The organism is Salinicoccus siamensis (genome assembly GCF_055391965.1).
The window spans coordinates 857,162-874,753 of the sequence record NZ_AP043765.1 but is presented as its reverse complement, the minus strand read 5'-3'; the positions used below and the strand labels follow the sequence as shown (position 1 = coordinate 874,753).

Sequence of the window (17,592 nt, the reverse complement as noted above, 5' to 3'; positions counted from 1 at the left end):
CCTTCACTCCTTATAGGTGATTTTAAACCCTTTATCATAGCGCTTTGCCACTTTGCATAGCAGCCATATTGAAACCACTGCTGGTAATACGAGGGAACCTACTATCAGCATTTGCCGGTCCATTCCAGTTGATCCGTCCATCAGCCCTGTAGCCGCCCTTGTCAGCATAAGTACGACTACGAGGGAGAAGCTGATCATTACATTGCTTAGGGTATCGAGCCTTTTCCTCGGATTCCTATAGCTGACCACAGGGTTTTTGCTGCCTATCATCATGCCGATCGGCACTGCTGCAAGGGCTGACAGCAATATCATGATGATTAGGAGGACGAGGTCCCCTGGCGCCGCCGGTGATAAATACCAGACTATAGTGAAGGCCGCCATCATTACAGGTACAGTGGTCAGCAGAGTGAAAAGGTACTTCGATACCGCAATGCTTGACCCTTTGAGCGGCAGAGCTTTCAGCATCGCGAAATGTTCAGCATCACGTGCAGTATTATATGCCCCGACAAATAAAGACATCACCAATGTTCCTCCAACTGCCGATAAGAAGATATCGATCATATCCAGAGCACCCGTCTCGGTCTGCTCTGAGAATCCGGAGACGTAGATTAGAGATAGTGGCAATAGATAATATGGCAAGAGCACGGCCAACTCCTTAAAGTCACGCACTGTCACTTTCAGATCTTTGCGCATCAGCGTAACAATCGGATGCACGACCTGCTCGAGTTTCGTCCCTGACTTCATTCTTTTGCCGGTGTGGCCGTAAAAATTCCAGCCCCGGACCATCGCCCGTCTTGTCACATGGTTGGCCGACTTGGCCATTACGACCGCAAGACCAACCAGAGATAATATGAATATGATGCTTGTTGCTACATCAAACCCGTAAAGGAACCCGTCGAATGACACAGGGCTCTCAGGCAGCCTCTTTGTCCACCCCTTTATCGAATCTCCGAGAGCGAAGAAAGCGAGATAGACCAGTATGAAGGACGCAGCCCCTACAAATGAGAGTACCCCACTGACCTTTTTGACAGGTAGTATGTGGGCTGTCAAAAAGGTGCATAAATAAGCCAAAGATGTAATCACCACACCCACTGCCAGAAAGTATACCGCGCTATTTATGAGCAGCATCCATTCCTCAAACCGAATGGCTAGGGCCACCCCCACTATCATGCTTATCGGCATAAGGATGATGGCCACATGCAGAAATGCATGTTTGATGAACTTAGCCCAGAACAAGTCCCTAGCCGAGATGGGAAAAGAGAGGTACATTGGTACATTCGCACTTAGAATCATGTCCTTGATGATGAAATGTATCGACAGCAGAGTCAATATGGCTATGGCGGCCAGCGACAGGATCATGATGTAGCTGCTCAAATGATCCATTTTCAGCGATAGCGTCAACGTAAAAAGTAGCGATCCGAGCAACGGCAATGGCAAAAGCATGAATAGAAGCGCCATGATGATGTATAAAATCACCTTTGTTTCTCCCATTGACTTCCAATAGTTGAAGGCAGAACGCATTTCAGTTTTAAGTATCAGACGAATCATCGCACGCCCTCTCCATCAGTCAATTCCAAAAAGATGTCTTCCAAAGTTACGCCAACCGCTTCCTGCTTCAAGGCTTCGAGCGAACCATGGGCACGTTTCTTGCCGTCATATATAATCAATATATCTGTGGCAATCTCTTCAGCAAGGGAGAGGTTGTGGGTCGTCAAAAACACCGTCTTGCCACTCTTGACGTACTCTATCAAGTATTGCTTTAGATTTCTGTTGCTTTTAGGATCGAGCCCCACGGTTGGTTCATCCAGAAATAGGATATCAGGCTGATGGATTAAGGCACCGACGAGAGCCAGCTTCTGTTTCATGCCATGGGAATATTCTTCTATCAAAGTCCCAAGAGCGCCTTCTAGGTCAAACAGCGCCAACAGTTCCTGTTTTCTTTCCATAAATGCAGATTGCTCCATACGGTAGGCACTCGCTATAAAATTCAGATATTCATGGCCATTGAGCCTGCCTATCAAGTCTGGAGTATCCGGCACATAGCTGATACGCTGTTTAAGCGCCATCTTGTCGAGACGCATTTCTTCACCAAATAGCTCGACTGAACCCGATGAAGGCTCGAGCAGTCCAGTCATCATGCGGATGGTTGTGGATTTGCCGGAACCATTCGGGCCTATGAATGCAAACAACTCGCCATCCCCCACTTCAAAATCGAGGTCTGTCACTGCATTATGTGCGCTATAGTTCTTATTCAACCGGTTTACTTTAATCATATGATCTCCTCGTCGTCAATAATCTGGATTAATAATTCCATCATACCTCATCTACGCCTCATGATAAACTTTGCATTCCCCTCTATATCTATGAAAACCCGGTAAAACCGCCCCCGACATATGGTACACTTCTCAATATGTCAGGATAAGAGGTGGATAAACAATGGATTTTAAGTACAGTTTTGATGATAAACGCTACCACACTTTGAATTATCATCTTAAAAATAAATTCAATGAAAAAATATTCAAGGTCGCACTAGATGCTGGTTTTGACTGTCCAAACAGGGACGGTACCGTAGCCTACGGTGGATGTACCTTCTGTTCCGTCGCCGGCAGCGGTGACTTCGCCGGGGACAGGGTCGATCCGATACCAGTCCAATTTGAAAAGGTCAGATCCAAAATGCAGTCACAAAAATGGAAGCATGGTAAATACATCGCCTATTTTCAGTCTTTCACCAACACCCATGCACCGCTCGAAGTGCTACGCGAAAAATTTGAAGCGGCACTTGAAATTGAAGGTGTCATTGGATTGTCGATCGGCACGCGCCCCGACTGTCTTCCTGAGGAGGTTGTCGAATACTTAGCCGAACTCAACGAGCGGGCTTATCTTTGGGTCGAGCTCGGTCTCCAGACAATTCATGAAAGTACTTCGAAGCTGATCAACCGCGCCCACGATATGCAGTGTTATCGTGAAGGGGTCGATAAGCTCAGGCGTCACAACATCAATGTCTGCAGCCATATCATAAATGGCCTCCCTGGCGAAGATTATCAAATGATGATGGAAACCGCTGGAGCAGTGGCCGACATGGATGTGCAAGGCATCAAAATCCACCTGCTCCACCTGCTACATGGCACGCCGATGGTCAAACAATATCAAAAGGGGTTGCTCGAATTCATGACCCAAGAGGGTTATGTCAATCTGGTGTGCGACCAGATTGAGGTGCTTCCTGAAGAAATGATCATCCATCGCATCACCGGGGATGGACCGATCGACCAGATGATCGGACCGATGTGGAGTACAGATAAATGGAATGTGCTTAATAGCATAGACGAGGAGTTGAAGGTGAGGGATACGCATCAGGGACTGAAATATGAAAAGAAGGAGAGAGTCGATGTTTAGACGAATACTGCCCCAAGCGAAGCTTTTATCAGAAGAAGTTATAGAGCCTGGCGATATTGTCATCGACGCCACATGCGGGAATGGCCATGATACGAAATTTCTGGCAGATGCCGTCGGATCAGACGGCACAGTGTTCAGTTTCGATATCCAAGCCCAGGCGCTCGCAAACGCCAAAGACTTATGCCAATCCCACAACAATATAGAATTCATATTGGACTCGCATGCAAATCTTGGACGCTATATACCAGAGGGCACACCAATCCGTGCGGCAATGTTCAATCTCGGCTACTTGCCGAAAGGGGATAAAGAAATCACTACCGTCTATGAATCCACCTCCGTCGCCCTAAGCGAAATATTCAACCGTCTCACTGTCGGAGGGAGGATCATCATAGTGGTCTACCATGGACACCCGTCCGGGAAAATAGAGCGCGATAAACTGCTCGCTTCCCTATCACACTGGTCCCAAAAGGAAGCCCAGGTCCTCAAGTACCAATTCATCAACCAGAAGAATGATGCCCCTTTCCTGCTATGTGTGGAAAAGATCAGCATGCCTTGACAGCTGATTTTCCATTTTATCAAGGGGCGATGTCCAATAATTGGAAACCGCCAGCTTTAATGTTATCTTCAGTCCCATCCGGGTATATATATTCAAATTAAATATTCTTTCATCACTTTGGAAGATTCAACTCGGAAAGGAAGATGGATATGGAAGGCAAAACAGCTCTAATTATGATAGACATCATAAATAAGATGGATTTTGAAGGCAGCGAGAACTTGCTTGAGAACGCCCGGGGAATCATAGAACCGCTGCGTGAATTGAAGCGGCAGGCCAAGGAAAATGATATTCCCGTCATATATGCAAACGACAACTTCGGCCTGTGGCATGAAGATATGAACAGCTTGATAGAGGAATGCAAAAAGGGCATCGGTAAGGAAGTCATTGAACAGCTCCTTCCAGAAGAGAAGGATTACTTCCTCATCAAACCGAAACACTCTGCTTTCTTTGGCACACAGTTGGATATACTCCTTAGGAAATTGGAAGTGGAGAACCTTATTCTGACAGGTCTTTCTGGAGATATGTGTGTGCTATTCACTTCCTCTGAGGCATATATGCGGGAATTTAACCTATGGGTGCCGGGTGATTGTGTGGCGTCGGAGGTGGATGAAGATCACGAAGCTTCCTTAAGGATCATCAACCGCTCAATGTTTGCGAATGTCACCCCGGCTACTGAAACTGATATTATTGAAGCGTTTTGACGGTTCAAATGAAAGTACATCCAGATGTCGGTCTAAAAAATCCTTCAGTCCATTAGTATGGGCTGAAGGATTTTTTCATTGATCAGGCACTACCGATCAGTATATTCATATGCAACATGTTTTCCAAACTGCTGATGCCTTGAACATAATCTAAACGAAAAAAGTCTCGAAGAGACTTTTTCATCAATCTTTGAACAGCAATGCACGGCTGTTGGGATAAGTCGGAAATTGATTGAGGGGGATGGTCCAGTCTTGTTCCGGTACGGAAAACTCATATCTATTGACCAGGTGGTCGGAGAATATCCTCATGCTGTGGAGGGTAATCCACTCCCCGGCGCAGCGGTGCATCTCCCTGAACTCCCCGCCCCCTTGGGCAATCATTTCATATTCTTCTTCGTATGAAAGTGAAGTTGCCTTATCTTTATATCGGGTGATATCAAATTCTTCCGGGTGTGCAATCGTTCTCGCATCATGATTGCTGCCGTAGAGGTCAAGCACTACCCAACTGCCTTCAGGTATTTCATAACCGTCGATCTCCACATCACGCACTGCAATCGCTGGCAGCATCGGGAAAAATGGATAGTAGCGGCGCATTTCCTGGATGAATGGATCCTGCAGGGTTTCAAAGTTTTCCTTTAATGTTGGGCGGATCTTATCATCCGAGAACAAAGCATGACCCATCAGTGCCACCCAGACTGTTAAGGCGACTGTCGGTCTGATGATATTCAGTAGTTCAACAGCAGCCACTTCCACAGGCAACAGATTGCCATCCAGATCGGTTGCCTGGGCAAATGTATACAACGCAAGATGTTCCTTGCCTTCCACCGGGTGGGCGCGGGCTTCTTCTATCAATCCTCGGGCCCACTTTTCCGATTCATTGCGGTCTGAGACTCCCTTTATATGGTCTTTAGGAGATGTGACAGCACCACTGATCATGGAAATCTGGTTCTTTGCCAACTCTTCAAGTGTCTTATCATCATACCGCTCCAGATTTATGCCCGACCACTCGGCAATGGAATTGAACAACACTCTGTTGGCCAGGTCGAACAACTCGAATTCTCCGTGCTGCTTGTCGAGTTCCAACGTCAGGTTCTTATCCAATATCTTCCGGTAGTCCTCCATGCGCTCAGGTGCCATCAGATCCATGAAGTAGTTTTTGCGATGGTGATGCGCTTCACCGTCGAGTGTCTGGACACCGTCTTCTCCAAATAATGTTTTCAGGATGGGAGTCGGCATTGCGCCGCCCCTTTTGAAGTTTTTCGGGTCGTAGAATTTGCGTGCCGCTTCTTCCCCGTATGTGATTATCATCTCTTCATTCAAAAGTTCTGCCTTTACTACCGGGGCTCCTACATCCTGCCGAAGTTCCCCTAAAAGGCCATATCCTTTATCCATCAGCTCTTTGACTTCGGTCAATTTGATTTTTGTCTCTGGTACCTGTTTCAATGTTCATTCTCCTATTACTTTTTTTTAACTCCTACACCATAATGATAACAATTGATGTAAGCGAAATCAAAGGAAATGCATGCAGATACCTTTGATTACCCCTCGTGAGTGGCAGCGAACTCCTTGATCCGCCAGCGTTCTGGATAGTCATTTTATGAAATTACAGTAATGGAAAAGATGAAGATACCCGGAAGTTACAGTATACCAATCCGGAACAGCTGGTCATCGAGGAAACGGGCCAGGTAATGGTAGGGGTCTGTAATGTCATCTCTTTGGAACACACTGTGCTGGATATTGTCCAGCGCCAGCAAGGTCATCTCGCTTGTATTTATGTCCTTTAACGTTTTAACCGTCAGCGACTTTTCAATGATGTCATTTTCTTTGCTTGTAATGGCCAGTATGGGAATATCCGGCATATCATCGATATACTCAGAGGTATCCTTCATCTGGTTGATGACAGTACGGTACCAATGGTGACTCACTTTACGCACCAGCAGCTCATCATTCTCGTATAAATCCAGGTATTTTTTGTCTGTTGTAAAATACCCAGGTTCGAGGCCAGGGTCGAATCGATGGGTGTCACTTCCCATTCTGATGCTCGAGCGGATGGTATTTTTGCGGTTGATGAATGACTGCTTGAATGCGAGCAGCGGATTCAGCACAATCAACCCGTCTGCCCTGATCATATTGCGTCTCAGCACTTCAATCGCAATCAGTCCTCCGAGGCCTTGACCAAGTATGAATGTTGGCAGTCGATAGGCCCATGCCACCTCATGCCATTCCTTCACTCTATCCAGATATTGGGCGAAGTCGGATATGTGCCCTTTATTCATCCGTGTCGTCTGGCCATGGCCCGGCAGATCACCCGTGACCACATGGTAGCCGTCGTTTCTGAGCTGCGCGATCAGTCCGGCATAATAATCATGATGCTCCATCATATCGTGTATGACGAGGACGACCCCTTTCGGCCGTTTATCAGTTTCCCACTTCCACATTACAAAGCTCCTAACATACTTAAATTCATTCTTATATGATAAACTTATTATAACAATACTTGGAAGAAAGGAAATATGAAATGATATTGGACTATAAGGGATATACGCCTGAAATTGATGAAAGCGCTTTTATCGCCCCTGATGCCACCGTCATCGGTGACGTGGTGCTGGGCGCACATTCTTCTGTGTGGTTTGGTGCCATACTGCGGGGAGACGTCGCCCCGATCAGGATAGGCAGCCACACCAACATCCAGGATCTCTCGATCCTCCATGAAACACCAGATATGCCCTTGACGATAGAAGATCATGTCACCGTGGGCCACAAAACTACGTTGCACAGCTGTACAATCAAAAGACATGCTTTGATTGGAATGGATTCCACAATACTGGACGGGGCTGTCATCGGGGAAGGGGCTTTCATCGGTGCCGGGAGCCTCGTCACTCCCGGGACGGAAATCCCGCCAGGTACATTGGCGTTTGGACGGCCGGCAAAAGTGGTAAGGAAACTGACGGAAGAAGATATAGAAGAGATGCAAAGAATAAACGAAACATATGTAAATCATATCCCGCATTACAAATGACACTATATGTTTCTTCTAACTCGAGATTCACTTATGATAATATAAAGATAAAATTCAGGAGGTACACTATGCCACTACTTAGGGATGTCTTCATCAAACTATCAGAGAATCAGGTTTTGAATGATGCAACAAAAAAGATGGGACTGAGATTCGGTGCAAACAAGGTCGTAGGCGGCATCACCGTCGATGACACGATCGAACGCATCAAAGATCTTAATTCACAAGGTATGAGCGTGTCGTTCGACAACCTTGGAGAATTCGTAACGAGACGTTCTGATGCGATACATGAAAAGGATATCATCTTAAACATGATCAACGCCATCGGCGAGAACGGTGTGGATGCGTCAGCTTCCATCAAACTCAGCCAGATCGGGCTCAATATAGACTATGATTTCTGTATAGAGAATATTACGGAGATAATGGATGCCGCAAAAAAACATAATATGTTCGTCAATATCGATATGGAAAACTATGCATCATATGAAGATACCGTACGTGTCATCGATCATCTGATGGAACGTTATGATAATATCGGTACTGTTTTGCAGTCCTACCTCTTCGATGCGAAGAATGACGTCTATAAATATAAGGATAGGAGAATCCGTCTTGTCAAAGGGGCCTACAAGGAGGCGCCTGCAGTTGCTCTCCAAGAAAAGGAAGACATCGATAAAGCATTCGAGCTGCTCATCAGACTCCACCTGACCAAAGGAGACGGTTTTACCTCAATCGCCACCCATGATCATAACATCATCGAGAAATCAATTGACTTCATCAAGGAGAATGATATTCCAAATGACCGCTTCGAATTCCAGATGTTGTTCGGTTTCAGGAAAGAACTCCAAAAAGAGCTTGTTGAGCGCGGATATAATGTCTGCATCTACATTCCGTTTGGCAATGACTGGTATGCCTACTTCATGAGACGTCTGGCCGAGCGTCCACAGAACCTCAACCTTATCGTCAAATCCGTAACAAAAGATCCGATGTTCCAGACTGGAGTAAAAGCAGTAGGTGCCCTGGCACTTGGTGCAGTGGCACTGAAATTCTTCAACAGAAAATAGTTTGTGAAACGCAATCAAAGAAGGGGTGCAGCCGCACCCCTTCTTTTAATATATATCTTCATAAAACCTATTAATCAGTTTTTGCGCATTCTTTTGGAGCAACTGGACAGAGTTCGAAAGATAATCCGACCCTATCGTCAAAGCACCGAGTGCATACATGCCTCGAACCGTACCGACCTTCGGACTGATGACATGCCTGCTTGCATCCACCATGATGCCACCGAACTCACTTGGTGCTATGATCATATGGTTCATCAACGATTGGATGATTTCCGAATCCCCTCTGCGCACATCCTTGACAGGCCCTGTGGCATTGATCAATGTGTCTACTCGGTATTCCCCACCCTCTTTAGTCAGGATGGTGAATCCATCTTCTTTTTTTATGTGTTCTGTACCGTCTATGATATGCAGCCGACCTTCATCACCCCATTGCACCAGCAATCGCGCTACCTCAGCAGGCATGGGCGAATGGTTCTCTTCAATCAAATGATGATACTTTTCAAGAAAGGCTTTTTTGTCGTTGCGGGAGAGGTACTGATAGACATCACTGAATATCGGGTTGACTTTGATGATGAGGTACTGCAGCCGTCCTACTGTCTCTTGATGTTCAAGGTCATAATTCAAGTCCTGCAGGGTGTTGCCTGTACGGCGGAAAAACAGCGATTCATCGATGTTCTGATGCGCCAATTCCTCTTTGAACAGTGCAATGATATCTGTGAGCGCTATTTCGTCATTCTGGATCCTATCTCTCAAGCTTTCTTCAGTAAAATGCCGTAGTATGATTTCTGCCCGCTCTCCCCTGACAGAAGGCATGTCACCACTGCGGGAAAACAGGGATACTTTTTTCACTTGCTTATCTAAAATCAAATAACGCACACAATCAATTGCCGAAAGACCTGCACCAAGGATTCCGATGTTGTCATCTTCAATGTCTGCGAGTTTCCTTGAGAGGGGATACGGGTCATAAAGGAAGCCCTGACTCCCCTTAAGGTTATAGGGGTCGCCGTACCTGAGCTGTCCGATGGTCAGAAAGACGCGGTCGTATAACACTTCCTCCTCATCTATGGAAAGTGTGAATTTCCCACTGCTGGAATCATATTCGATTCCGTCGACTTTCGCATATCTCAAGTGGACCTCTTCGTGTGTAGACGCAATCGTCTCCAACTGGTCTTTAACATAATCCCCAAATTGTTGACGGCTGGTATACAGCTCTTGCCCATTTTCTGGTTTAAGCCAACTTTTGTAATCCGGATGGCTCTCCCCAAGAGACATTTCGTCAGCAGGGACATTGATGAGCAGATGCTCATTATCTTCCTGATAAGCCTGGCCCCTGCCCATCGTATACGCGTTATCATATATATCAACCGTAATCCCGCTAGTGAATCGTTCATCGTGCACAAGATGGCTTAACATGGATACCCCTGTTACGCCCCCACCTATAATCGCCACTTTAGTCTGCTTCATACACCCACACTCTCTTCCTTCTTTACTTATGGTACATTATATAGGTATATGAAAGATTTTGCATTTTCTTTCTTGTGTTAAGGAGGTCGGGTATATGAAAAAGTATATTATCATTTCATGTGGCGCCATGATTGGAGCTGTTTCAAGGTATGCGATTGCTTTGTCTTTGGCTGCAGTGACACCCTTTTTCTTTACTGCGACATTGGTCGTCAACCTTCTTGGCGCCTTCGGCATAGGCTTCATCTTCCAGAAATTGGTGGCGCGCAATCCATTGTGGCATGACTTTTTGATTACGGGCCTCCTTGGCAGCTTTACAACATTTTCCCTGCTCACCTATGAAAATTATATGCTGGTGGAGGTTGGAGACCTCCTGGCACTTTCCATTTATCTGGCCATCAATTTGTTTGGTGGATTCATGCTTGCATTTCTCGGCATGAAATCAGGAGGTGCCTCATGATTAAAATAATATTCCTCGGCATTGGTGCCGCTCTTGGGGCTTCATTGAGAAGTTATATATCCACACGCCCGAAGCTGCAGAGTCTCGCCTTTCCCGTCGGAACCCTCATCATCAATTCAGTCGGCTCTTTTCTGATGGGGGTCGTCATCATGTTCCTGAGTATAGGCAGTACACTCTATTTAATAATGGTTACAGGATTCCTGGGTGGATTCACCACGTATTCATCGTTCACCCTCGATCAATTGAAGTTATATGAACAAAGGCGCTATAAATCTTTCATCGCATATTCGCTTTTGATGTTTACCGTGCCCTTCCTGGCCCTTCTACTCGGCCTTTACGTTTCCTCTCCATCATAAAAAGTCCGCCCCGGCATGGGACGGACTTTTTGCTTTAAACGCGCATGGATGTGATTTTCGTTTCGAGATACGGTTCGATGCCTTCAGGGCCGCCTTCACGCCCCATCCCGCTTTCTTTGAGTCCGCCAAATGGAATCTGTGCTGCACTCGGTTTACCATTGTTCCAGCCCAACACACCGAAATCAAGACCTTCCTGGAGCTTGATGCCATCGCGGTAACTTTCTGTGAAGAAATAAGCTGCCAGACCATACTCGGTATCATTTGCTTTTTCAATGGCTTCATCCAAAGTGGAGAATGTCTGGATTGGCGCCACCGGTCCGAACGTCTCTTCATTCATGATGACCATTTCATCAGTGGCACCGGTGATTACTGTCGGTTCGATGAAGTATCCTTCATCCTTTGAACCCTTACCGCCCGTTAGGATCTTACCACCTTTCTCCTCGGCATCGTTGATGTGTCGCATTACCTTATCGTAGCCATCTTCGTTGATCATCGGTCCTATTGCGACGTCTTCATCAAGACCGTTGCCCATCTTCAGCTTCTTCGAAGCATCTGCAAATTTTTTGCTGAAAGCGTCGGCAATATCTTCATGGACATAGAAGCGGTTGGCACATACGCATGTCTGTCCGGAGTTTCTGAATTTGGAGGCAATCGCCTGCTCGACGGCCATATCAATGTCCGCATCCTTGTGGACGACCAGAGGGGCATGTCCGCCCAATTCCATGGTGATGTTCTTGACTGTTGAGGCAGCACCTTCCATCAATGACTTTCCGACAGCGGTGGAGCCTGTGAATGTTATTTTCATTACTTTATCAGACTCTGTGAAAGCCTCACCGGCATCTTTACCAGAGGCGGTAACGTATTGGACGACACCTTCATCGAATCCTGCTTCCAATGCCAGATCAAGGAATTTCATTGCAGATAATGGGGTTGCACTTGCAGGTTTAACCAGGAAAGTACAGCCAGCTGCAACTGCAGGTGCTGCTTTGCGGGCCATCATCGCAATCGGGAAGTTCCATGGCGTAATGGCAGCGACGACGCCAATCGGCTGTTTGGTCACTACCATGCGCACATCATCTTCGTGCGGTGGTATGGTGCGGCCATATACACGTTTTGCCTCTTCAGCATAATAATCGACATAACTGCGTGCATAGTCGACCTCACCGCGTGATTCCTGTAGCGGCTTACCATTCTCTTTTGTTATCAATTCAGCGATTTCCTCTTTGTGTTCACCTATCAGCTTGGACCACTCTGTAAGTAGTGCACTGCGGTCATGAGGATTCTTTTTCTTGAACTTTTTGAATGTTTCATGCGCTTTTTCAATTTTCTTGTCAATATCTGCTTTACTCTCTTTTTTCACCCTGTCGATTTCCTGACCTGTTGCAGGGTTCAGTACAATGATTTCTTCAGACATAAATGATTGCCTCCCATTAAATAGAATAAAAGCCTTATAAGAAAATTATAAGGCTTTCAGTCCATCAAAACAAAAGTTTCGCTTATGGATTCAGTTGGAATATCGCTTCTGCAATTTCATCCAGGTCTTTAACCGTATACTGGAACCGGCCGTGGAAGACATATTTCATGAAGAAATTCTCAAGTTCCTCCTCGCCCACCAATACTTTTATGGAAGGGTCATTGGAGTAGTTCGCGATGGAATAGTTGCCGTTGTCTTCAGGGTTGAAGTAGATGATCGGCACAACGTCGTACTGGAGCTTGAAGATATTCTTGAGTTTTTCAGCAGAGATTTTAGTTTCTTCGATCGTTTCATTATAATGGTTGACTGCCACATTCTGCTCATTTCCCTTTTCGAATATCAACGTCTGTTCTTTTGCCTTGTCAATATCCAGAAGGTCAAAGAAATGTTCTACATAAGGCAACTGTTCAAAATTCTCTTCATTGACACCATGCAGTATATGCCCACTCCAATATTTGGAGTCGATCAAATAGATGCCCGTCCGCGTAAGTACCAGATGATCGATTTTACGGGTGTTCGTGTAATTGCGTGAAGGCAGATACACATTGGAGAGTATGTACATATCCGTCTCCCTGATCTTTTCATCTGCCACAAGGCGGTCCTTCAGCTGTAGGAGTGACAAATCGGTCAAGTACTCTCCCTTGTCTACGGTAAACTGGCGCAGGCTTGAAAGTTTATTGTTGAGCAATGTCGTTTCTTCGTGATATTTCTCATTGATTGACGACAATTTCTCTTCATGTTCCTGGCGCTCGGCTGCATTATCAGCCTCATATTTTTCGACTAGGGCGTCCTTCTCTTTATCATACTCCTCCTGGAGCGTTTTCACTTTGCCTCTATTCCTGAAATAATAGACCAGGAACGCAATTGCAACGATAAGAAGCAGAATTGCCACCACGATGAATATCGGATTGGTAAAAATATCTGTATTCATGGACTTTCCTCAATTCCTTTCCTGTTTGACTTTCCCGTCTTAATTAAGACTCCGTTCATTATACCGGAAATGATATATCTTTACATGGGAAAAGCGAGCTTTTCAAGGAAAATAATGCATCTGCATATAAATATACCGGATTAGCGTACTTATGTAAGATAGCCCCCTGTTTCTAAGGGAGCTATCCATTTATTTCATCGTGACGCTCTCAAGTTCCGTCTTTATGGCAGTGGCTTTATCAATCTTCTCCCATGGGAATTCCGCGTCGTTACGGCCGAAATGGCCATAGCTCGCCGTCGCTTTATATATCGGGCGCTTTAGGTCGAGCATATCTATGATGCCGTCAGGCGACAAGTTGAATTGCTTCCTTATAACCGCTACGATAGCCGATTCACTATATTCAGATGTTCCAAACGTATCGACTGAAATCGAGACCGGCTCGCTGACCCCTATCGCGTAAGCCAGCTGAATTTCACATTTTGCAGCAACTTTCGCCGCCACGATGTTTTTTGCGATATAGCGAGCAGCATAGGCTGCAGAACGGTCGACTTTAGTCGGGTCTTTACCGCTGAATGCGCCTCCACCATGGCGGGCATATCCTCCGTATGTGTCGACGATGATCTTGCGTCCAGTCAATCCTGCATCACCTTGGGGGCCTCCGATGACGAAACGGCCCGTCGGGTTGATGATATAGCGCGTGTCCGCATCAAGCAGTTCTTCAGGCACAACTTCTCGGATGACGTGGTTGATGAGATCTTCGCGGATCTTTTCCGTCTCCACTTCTTCATGATGTTGTGAGGAGATGACGATGGTATCTATTCTCTTTACATTATTCTCTTCGTCGTACTCCACAGTCACCTGAGTCTTGCCATCCGGCCGCAGATAGTCGATGATCTCTTCCTTCCGCACCTCCGTCAACCGCCTGGCAAGCTGATGTGCCAACGCTATTGGCAGAGGCATGAGCTCTTCTGTCTCATCGCATGCAAAACCAAACATCAGCCCCTGATCGCCTGCCCCTGTTGAAATGGTTGCCGAATCCCGCGTTTCAAAAGCGTCATCAACACCTTGCGCGATATCTTCAGACTGTTCATCAATCCCCGTCAATACCGACATAGTCTTGTAGTCGTAACCGTATTTGGCACGGATGTAACCGATATCTTTGACCGTCTTCCTGACAATTTTAGGGATATCTACATAAGTGTTTGTACTTATCTCTCCAACAATCAGTGCCATACCGGTATTGACCACCGTCTCGCAGGCCACCCTGGCATCTTTATCCCCTTTCAGTATCTCATCAAGTATCGCATCGGAAATCTGGTCTGCAATCTTGTCGGGATGACCTTCAGTAACAGATTCCGAAGTGAAAAGTCTACGCTCTGCCATTAACTTTATCTCCTTTAAGTATATTAGCTATCTCCCACTGCAAAAAAATAGAGCCTTTTTCTCCATAAGACGAGAAAAGGCTCCGCTCTTCCCCTTATCGATCAGAATCACTTCTGCATCCTTTAGCACCTTTCTTCAGTAAAGAGGTTGCTGGGCTTCATCGGGTATGTTCCCTCCACCGGCTCTTGATAAGAGATAACTTACCCTATAATATACTAGATGAGAGGTTTCAAATCAAGCTATTCTTGTTTGATATTTATTATGTCACCTCAATTATGAATGTGTTATACTAATTCATGAAAAGCATCATCTATGTATAATCTATAAAACGGGGGCATAAACAATGGTAAACCATTCCGAGTTAATTCAGAATCTCGTGTCGAAGGATGCGGCACATATCCAACTCTCCACTTCCCAACTTGTTGAAAAATCTTTGGAGAGAGGAGAGGGGAAACTGACCAATACGGGTGCTTTGCGTGCCGAAACCGGGAAATATACCGGCAGAAGTCCTAAGGACCGCTTCATCGTCGAAGATGACACTTCCAGGGACAAGGTTGATTGGGGAGAAGTCAACCAGCCAATTTCCGAAGAGGTATTCAACAACCTTTTTGCGAAAGTCGTCGACTATCTCGATAACAAGGAAGAACTCTTTATCTTCAACGGGCACGCAGGCGCTGATGAGGCAACCAGCCTTGACCTTAGAGTAATAAATGAATACAGCTGGCACAATATGTTTGCCCGCACCATGTTCATCAGACCGGAAACGAAGGAAGAAGCTCTTAACATCAACCCTGAATTCACCATCGTATCCGCCCCGACATTCAAGGCCGACCCTGAAGTCGATGGTACTAAATCGGAAACGTTCATCATCGTTTCCCTTGAAAAAGGCATCGTACTCATCGGGGGGACGGAATACGCTGGTGAAATGAAGAAATCCATCTTCTCCGTCATGAACTATCTGCTCCCGGAACAAGGGATCATGAGCATGCACTGCTCTGCCAACGTCGGTGAGAATAAGGATGTCGCACTGTTCTTCGGCCTTTCGGGCACTGGAAAGACGACCTTGTCTGCAGATGCACAGCGCGAACTGATTGGTGACGATGAGCACGGATGGAATGAAAATGGCGTGTTCAATATCGAAGGTGGCTGCTATGCCAAAACGATCAACCTGTCCGCTGAAAAGGAACCGGAAATCTACCAGGCAATCCGCTTCGGGACGGTTCTGGAAAACGTGGTGGTTGATAAAGACGGCACTCCGGACTATGACGATAACGCGTTGACTGAAAATACTCGTGCAGCCTATCCTCTCGATTACATCGACAATGCACGCATCCCTTCAGTGGCTGGTCACCCGAATACGATCATTTTCCTGACCGCTGATGCATTCGGTGTGTTGCCTCCCATCTCGAAGCTGACTAAATCACAAGCCATGTATCATTTCCTGAGCGGCTTCACTTCCAAGCTTGCAGGCACAGAGCGCGGTGTCACTTCTCCGCAACCTGTCTTCTCTACATGCTTTGGTTCTCCATTCCTGCCGCTTCATGCGACAACTTACGCGAATATGTTGGGTGATCTCATCGATAAGCATAACGTCGATGTCTATCTCGTAAACACCGGCTGGTCCGGAGGGGAATACGGTGTCGGTAAGCGTATGGATCTCAAATATACGCGTTCCATGGTAAGGCGTGCCATCAGTGGAGAGCTTGTCCTCAATGATTTTGAAGAGGATTCCGTCTTTGGATTGAGCATACCAGTTTCAGTGCCAGGTGTGCCGAATGAGATATTGAACCCACGCAATACTTGGGTATCCGAAGAAGCATATGATGAAAAAGCGAAGCAACTGAAGGAATCATTCATCGAGAACTTCAAAAAGTTCGGTAAAGATTCCGAACATATCGCACAAAACGGCGGATTCACAGTGTGATGAATCTGCTTGTGCCATAACAAAAGATCAGGTCGCAGTGCGACCTGATCTTTTGTTTATCATCTGGGATGCTCAACTGAAAAAAACATCAGTTCTGCTCAACTCATATATGAATTGGATGCACGGGTCATCAAGCAGGAAACTCCGCTTTTCTTCCGGCACTGCCTCTATCGAAGGATAGACGACAGGTCCATAAGTCTCCATGTATTCACATTTGAAGAAAAGGTCATCGACGATTCCGAAATAGACTCCTTTTTTGAATGGACGGCTGTCATGTACAGTGTACGCGCCCATATATTTGAGCTCTGAGAGGCTCGCGCCGGTCTCTTCGAACACTTCCCGTTGCAATGCTTCCCGGAGAGTCTCACGGTCTTCCAACTTACCGCCCGGAAATTCGATACCACGGACCTTATGTTCTGTGAACAGATATTTTCCATCCATCTTGCAGATTGCCAGCACATGGTCTGCATCCTCCACACTCTCTGGGTCAAAAGTGACGTTGCGCCCATGATGATCTATAAATTCCAGCATTGCATCCTCTCCAAATCGATTTGAGTCTTAAATTTGATTAAATCCAGTGTACCTTATATTATGGAAGTTATAAATAAAAGAGCGGTGATACTCAATGAAATCAATCCTTCTATCCATGATTCGTTTTTACCAGAAGGCCATCTCCCCGATGTTTCCACCAAGCTGCAGATTCTATCCGACCTGTTCGAACTACAGCATCGACGCCGTGCAGGAACATGGTGCTATAAAAGGCGGGTACCTGGCTGTCAGGCGGATACTTAAATGCCACCCATTCCATGAAGGCGGCTTTGATCCGGTACCTGCAAAAGAGAAAAAAGAAAAAAATAAATCAGCATGACCTTGAAA

The 17,592-nt window shown here is 46.1% G+C and carries 18 protein-coding genes and 1 riboswitch; of the genes, 9 read left to right on the top strand and 9 right to left on the bottom strand.

The window, feature by feature from the left end; all coding sequences use genetic code 11:
* Positions 1–3 precede the first annotated feature (3 nt).
* Positions 4–1,548: a hypothetical protein gene (locus ACZ5LF_RS04605; RefSeq protein ID WP_380569306.1), complete on the bottom strand. Its 1,545-nt coding sequence runs from the start codon at positions 1,546–1,548 to the stop codon at positions 4–6.
* Positions 1,545–2,273: an ABC transporter ATP-binding protein gene (locus ACZ5LF_RS04600; protein WP_380569305.1), complete on the bottom strand. Its 729-nt coding sequence runs from the start codon at positions 2,271–2,273 to the stop codon at positions 1,545–1,547. The genes ACZ5LF_RS04605 and ACZ5LF_RS04600 overlap by 4 nt, the downstream gene beginning before the upstream one ends.
* A gap of 163 nt (positions 2,274–2,436) precedes the next feature.
* Here ACZ5LF_RS04600 and mnmL point away from each other — a divergent pair, with 163 nt between their 5' ends.
* From mnmL to ACZ5LF_RS04585, 3 genes are all read left to right on the top strand, one after another.
* Positions 2,437–3,393 (top strand): tRNA modification radical SAM protein MnmL/YtqA, encoded by a 957-nt coding sequence (mnmL, locus tag ACZ5LF_RS04595; RefSeq protein ID WP_380569304.1) that lies wholly within the window; start codon positions 2,437–2,439, stop codon positions 3,391–3,393.
* Positions 3,386–3,949: a tRNA 5-(aminomethyl)-2-thiouridylate-methyltransferase MnmM gene (gene mnmM, locus ACZ5LF_RS04590; protein WP_380569303.1), complete on the top strand. Its 564-nt coding sequence runs from the start codon at positions 3,386–3,388 to the stop codon at positions 3,947–3,949. The genes mnmL and mnmM overlap by 8 nt, the downstream gene beginning before the upstream one ends.
* A 149-nt stretch (positions 3,950–4,098) precedes the next feature.
* Positions 4,099–4,650 carry a cysteine hydrolase family protein gene (locus tag ACZ5LF_RS04585; RefSeq protein WP_380569302.1) on the top strand — a complete coding sequence of 184 codons (552 nt, stop codon included), beginning with the start codon at positions 4,099–4,101 and terminating at the stop codon, positions 4,648–4,650.
* 183 nt (positions 4,651–4,833) lie between these two features.
* On the opposite strand, the gene ACZ5LF_RS04580 is transcribed toward ACZ5LF_RS04585, so the two are convergent.
* Both ACZ5LF_RS04580 and ACZ5LF_RS04575 read right to left on the bottom strand, forming a co-directional pair.
* A complete protein-coding gene (locus ACZ5LF_RS04580; protein WP_380569301.1) occupies positions 4,834–6,093 on the bottom strand; it encodes a cytochrome P450 in 1,260 nt (419 codons plus the stop codon).
* Positions 6,094–6,287: 194 nt separating this feature from the next.
* On the bottom strand, positions 6,288–7,088 hold the full coding sequence (locus ACZ5LF_RS04575) for an alpha/beta hydrolase (protein ID WP_380569300.1): 801 nt from the start codon (positions 7,086–7,088) through the stop codon (positions 6,288–6,290).
* Between the two features lie 80 nt (positions 7,089–7,168).
* Between ACZ5LF_RS04575 and ACZ5LF_RS04570 the strand changes: the two genes are divergently transcribed.
* Together ACZ5LF_RS04570 and ACZ5LF_RS04565 are read left to right on the top strand one after the other, a co-directional pair.
* Positions 7,169–7,669 carry a gamma carbonic anhydrase gene (locus ACZ5LF_RS04570; protein ID WP_380569299.1) on the top strand — a complete coding sequence of 167 codons (501 nt, stop codon included), beginning with the start codon at positions 7,169–7,171 and terminating at the stop codon, positions 7,667–7,669.
* Between the two features lie 68 nt (positions 7,670–7,737).
* Complete coding sequence (locus ACZ5LF_RS04565; protein WP_380569298.1) at positions 7,738–8,727, top strand: proline dehydrogenase family protein; 990 nt, start codon at positions 7,738–7,740, stop codon at positions 8,725–8,727.
* Between the two features lie 45 nt (positions 8,728–8,772).
* Here ACZ5LF_RS04565 and ACZ5LF_RS04560 read toward each other — a convergent pair whose 3' ends face one another.
* Positions 8,773–10,191: an FAD/NAD(P)-binding protein gene (locus ACZ5LF_RS04560; RefSeq protein WP_380569297.1), complete on the bottom strand. Its 1,419-nt coding sequence runs from the start codon at positions 10,189–10,191 to the stop codon at positions 8,773–8,775.
* A gap of 94 nt (positions 10,192–10,285) precedes the next feature.
* On the opposite strand from ACZ5LF_RS04560, the gene ACZ5LF_RS04555 reads away from it, so the two are divergent.
* On the top strand, positions 10,286–10,648 hold the full coding sequence (locus tag ACZ5LF_RS04555; RefSeq protein ID WP_380569296.1) for a fluoride efflux transporter FluC: 363 nt from the start codon (positions 10,286–10,288) through the stop codon (positions 10,646–10,648).
* On the top strand, positions 10,645–11,004 hold the full coding sequence (locus tag ACZ5LF_RS04550; protein ID WP_380569295.1) for a fluoride efflux transporter FluC: 360 nt from the start codon (positions 10,645–10,647) through the stop codon (positions 11,002–11,004). The genes ACZ5LF_RS04555 and ACZ5LF_RS04550 overlap by 4 nt, the downstream gene beginning before the upstream one ends.
* A gap of 34 nt (positions 11,005–11,038) precedes the next feature.
* Here the strand turns inward: ACZ5LF_RS04550 and ACZ5LF_RS04545 are convergent, their stop codons facing one another.
* From ACZ5LF_RS04545 to metK, 3 genes are all read right to left on the bottom strand, one after another.
* Complete coding sequence (locus ACZ5LF_RS04545; protein WP_380569294.1) at positions 11,039–12,418, bottom strand: NAD-dependent succinate-semialdehyde dehydrogenase; 1,380 nt, start codon at positions 12,416–12,418, stop codon at positions 11,039–11,041.
* A gap of 82 nt (positions 12,419–12,500) precedes the next feature.
* Entirely contained in the window at positions 12,501–13,409 is a 909-nt protein-coding gene (locus tag ACZ5LF_RS04540) for a nuclease-related domain-containing protein (protein WP_380569293.1), read from the bottom strand.
* A 189-nt stretch (positions 13,410–13,598) separates the two neighbouring features.
* Positions 13,599–14,792 carry a methionine adenosyltransferase gene (gene metK / locus ACZ5LF_RS04535; protein WP_380569292.1) on the bottom strand — a complete coding sequence of 398 codons (1,194 nt, stop codon included), beginning with the start codon at positions 14,790–14,792 and terminating at the stop codon, positions 13,599–13,601.
* 91 nt (positions 14,793–14,883) lie between these two features.
* Positions 14,884–14,987: riboswitch (SAM riboswitch) on the bottom strand.
* Positions 14,988–15,135: 148 nt separating this feature from the next.
* On the opposite strand from metK, the gene pckA reads away from it, so the two are divergent.
* Positions 15,136–16,716, top strand: coding sequence for a phosphoenolpyruvate carboxykinase (ATP) (pckA, locus tag ACZ5LF_RS04530; RefSeq protein WP_380569291.1), 1,581 nt, complete (start codon positions 15,136–15,138; stop codon positions 16,714–16,716).
* 72 nt (positions 16,717–16,788) lie between these two features.
* Here the strand turns inward: pckA and ACZ5LF_RS04525 are convergent, their stop codons facing one another.
* Positions 16,789–17,247, bottom strand: a complete 459-nt coding sequence (locus ACZ5LF_RS04525) for an NUDIX domain-containing protein (protein ID WP_380569290.1) — start codon at positions 17,245–17,247, stop codon at positions 16,789–16,791.
* A 94-nt stretch (positions 17,248–17,341) separates the two neighbouring features.
* On the opposite strand from ACZ5LF_RS04525, the gene yidD reads away from it, so the two are divergent.
* A complete protein-coding gene (yidD, locus tag ACZ5LF_RS04520) occupies positions 17,342–17,584 on the top strand; it encodes a membrane protein insertion efficiency factor YidD (protein ID WP_380569289.1) in 243 nt (80 codons plus the stop codon).
* Positions 17,585–17,592: the final 8 nt, after the last annotated feature.

Bases quoted from the DNA above. Each gene is read 5' to 3' on its own strand.
- ACZ5LF_RS04605 (WP_380569306.1), bottom strand. From the start codon at position 1,548: ATGATTCGTCTGATACTTAAAACTGAAATGCGTTCTGCCTTCAACTAT.
- ACZ5LF_RS04600 (WP_380569305.1), bottom strand. From the start codon at position 2,273: ATGATTAAAGTAAACCGGTTGAATAAGAACTATAGCGCACATAATGCA.
- mnmL (WP_380569304.1), top strand. From the start codon at position 2,437: ATGGATTTTAAGTACAGTTTTGATGATAAACGCTACCACACTTTGAAT.
- mnmM (WP_380569303.1), top strand. From the start codon at position 3,386: ATGTTTAGACGAATACTGCCCCAAGCGAAGCTTTTATCAGAAGAAGTT.
- ACZ5LF_RS04585 (WP_380569302.1), top strand. From the start codon at position 4,099: ATGGAAGGCAAAACAGCTCTAATTATGATAGACATCATAAATAAGATG.
- ACZ5LF_RS04575 (WP_380569300.1), bottom strand. From the start codon at position 7,088: ATGTGGAAGTGGGAAACTGATAAACGGCCGAAAGGGGTCGTCCTCGTC.
- ACZ5LF_RS04570 (WP_380569299.1), top strand. From the start codon at position 7,169: ATGATATTGGACTATAAGGGATATACGCCTGAAATTGATGAAAGCGCT.
- ACZ5LF_RS04565 (WP_380569298.1), top strand. From the start codon at position 7,738: ATGCCACTACTTAGGGATGTCTTCATCAAACTATCAGAGAATCAGGTT.
- ACZ5LF_RS04560 (WP_380569297.1), bottom strand. From the start codon at position 10,191: ATGAAGCAGACTAAAGTGGCGATTATAGGTGGGGGCGTAACAGGGGTA.
- ACZ5LF_RS04555 (WP_380569296.1), top strand. From the start codon at position 10,286: ATGAAAAAGTATATTATCATTTCATGTGGCGCCATGATTGGAGCTGTT.
- ACZ5LF_RS04550 (WP_380569295.1), top strand. From the start codon at position 10,645: ATGATTAAAATAATATTCCTCGGCATTGGTGCCGCTCTTGGGGCTTCA.
- ACZ5LF_RS04545 (WP_380569294.1), bottom strand. From the start codon at position 12,418: ATGTCTGAAGAAATCATTGTACTGAACCCTGCAACAGGTCAGGAAATC.
- ACZ5LF_RS04540 (WP_380569293.1), bottom strand. From the start codon at position 13,409: ATGAATACAGATATTTTTACCAATCCGATATTCATCGTGGTGGCAATT.
- metK (WP_380569292.1), bottom strand. From the start codon at position 14,792: ATGGCAGAGCGTAGACTTTTCACTTCGGAATCTGTTACTGAAGGTCAT.
- pckA (WP_380569291.1), top strand. From the start codon at position 15,136: ATGGTAAACCATTCCGAGTTAATTCAGAATCTCGTGTCGAAGGATGCG.
- ACZ5LF_RS04525 (WP_380569290.1), bottom strand. From the start codon at position 17,247: ATGCTGGAATTTATAGATCATCATGGGCGCAACGTCACTTTTGACCCA.
- yidD (WP_380569289.1), top strand. From the start codon at position 17,342: ATGAAATCAATCCTTCTATCCATGATTCGTTTTTACCAGAAGGCCATC.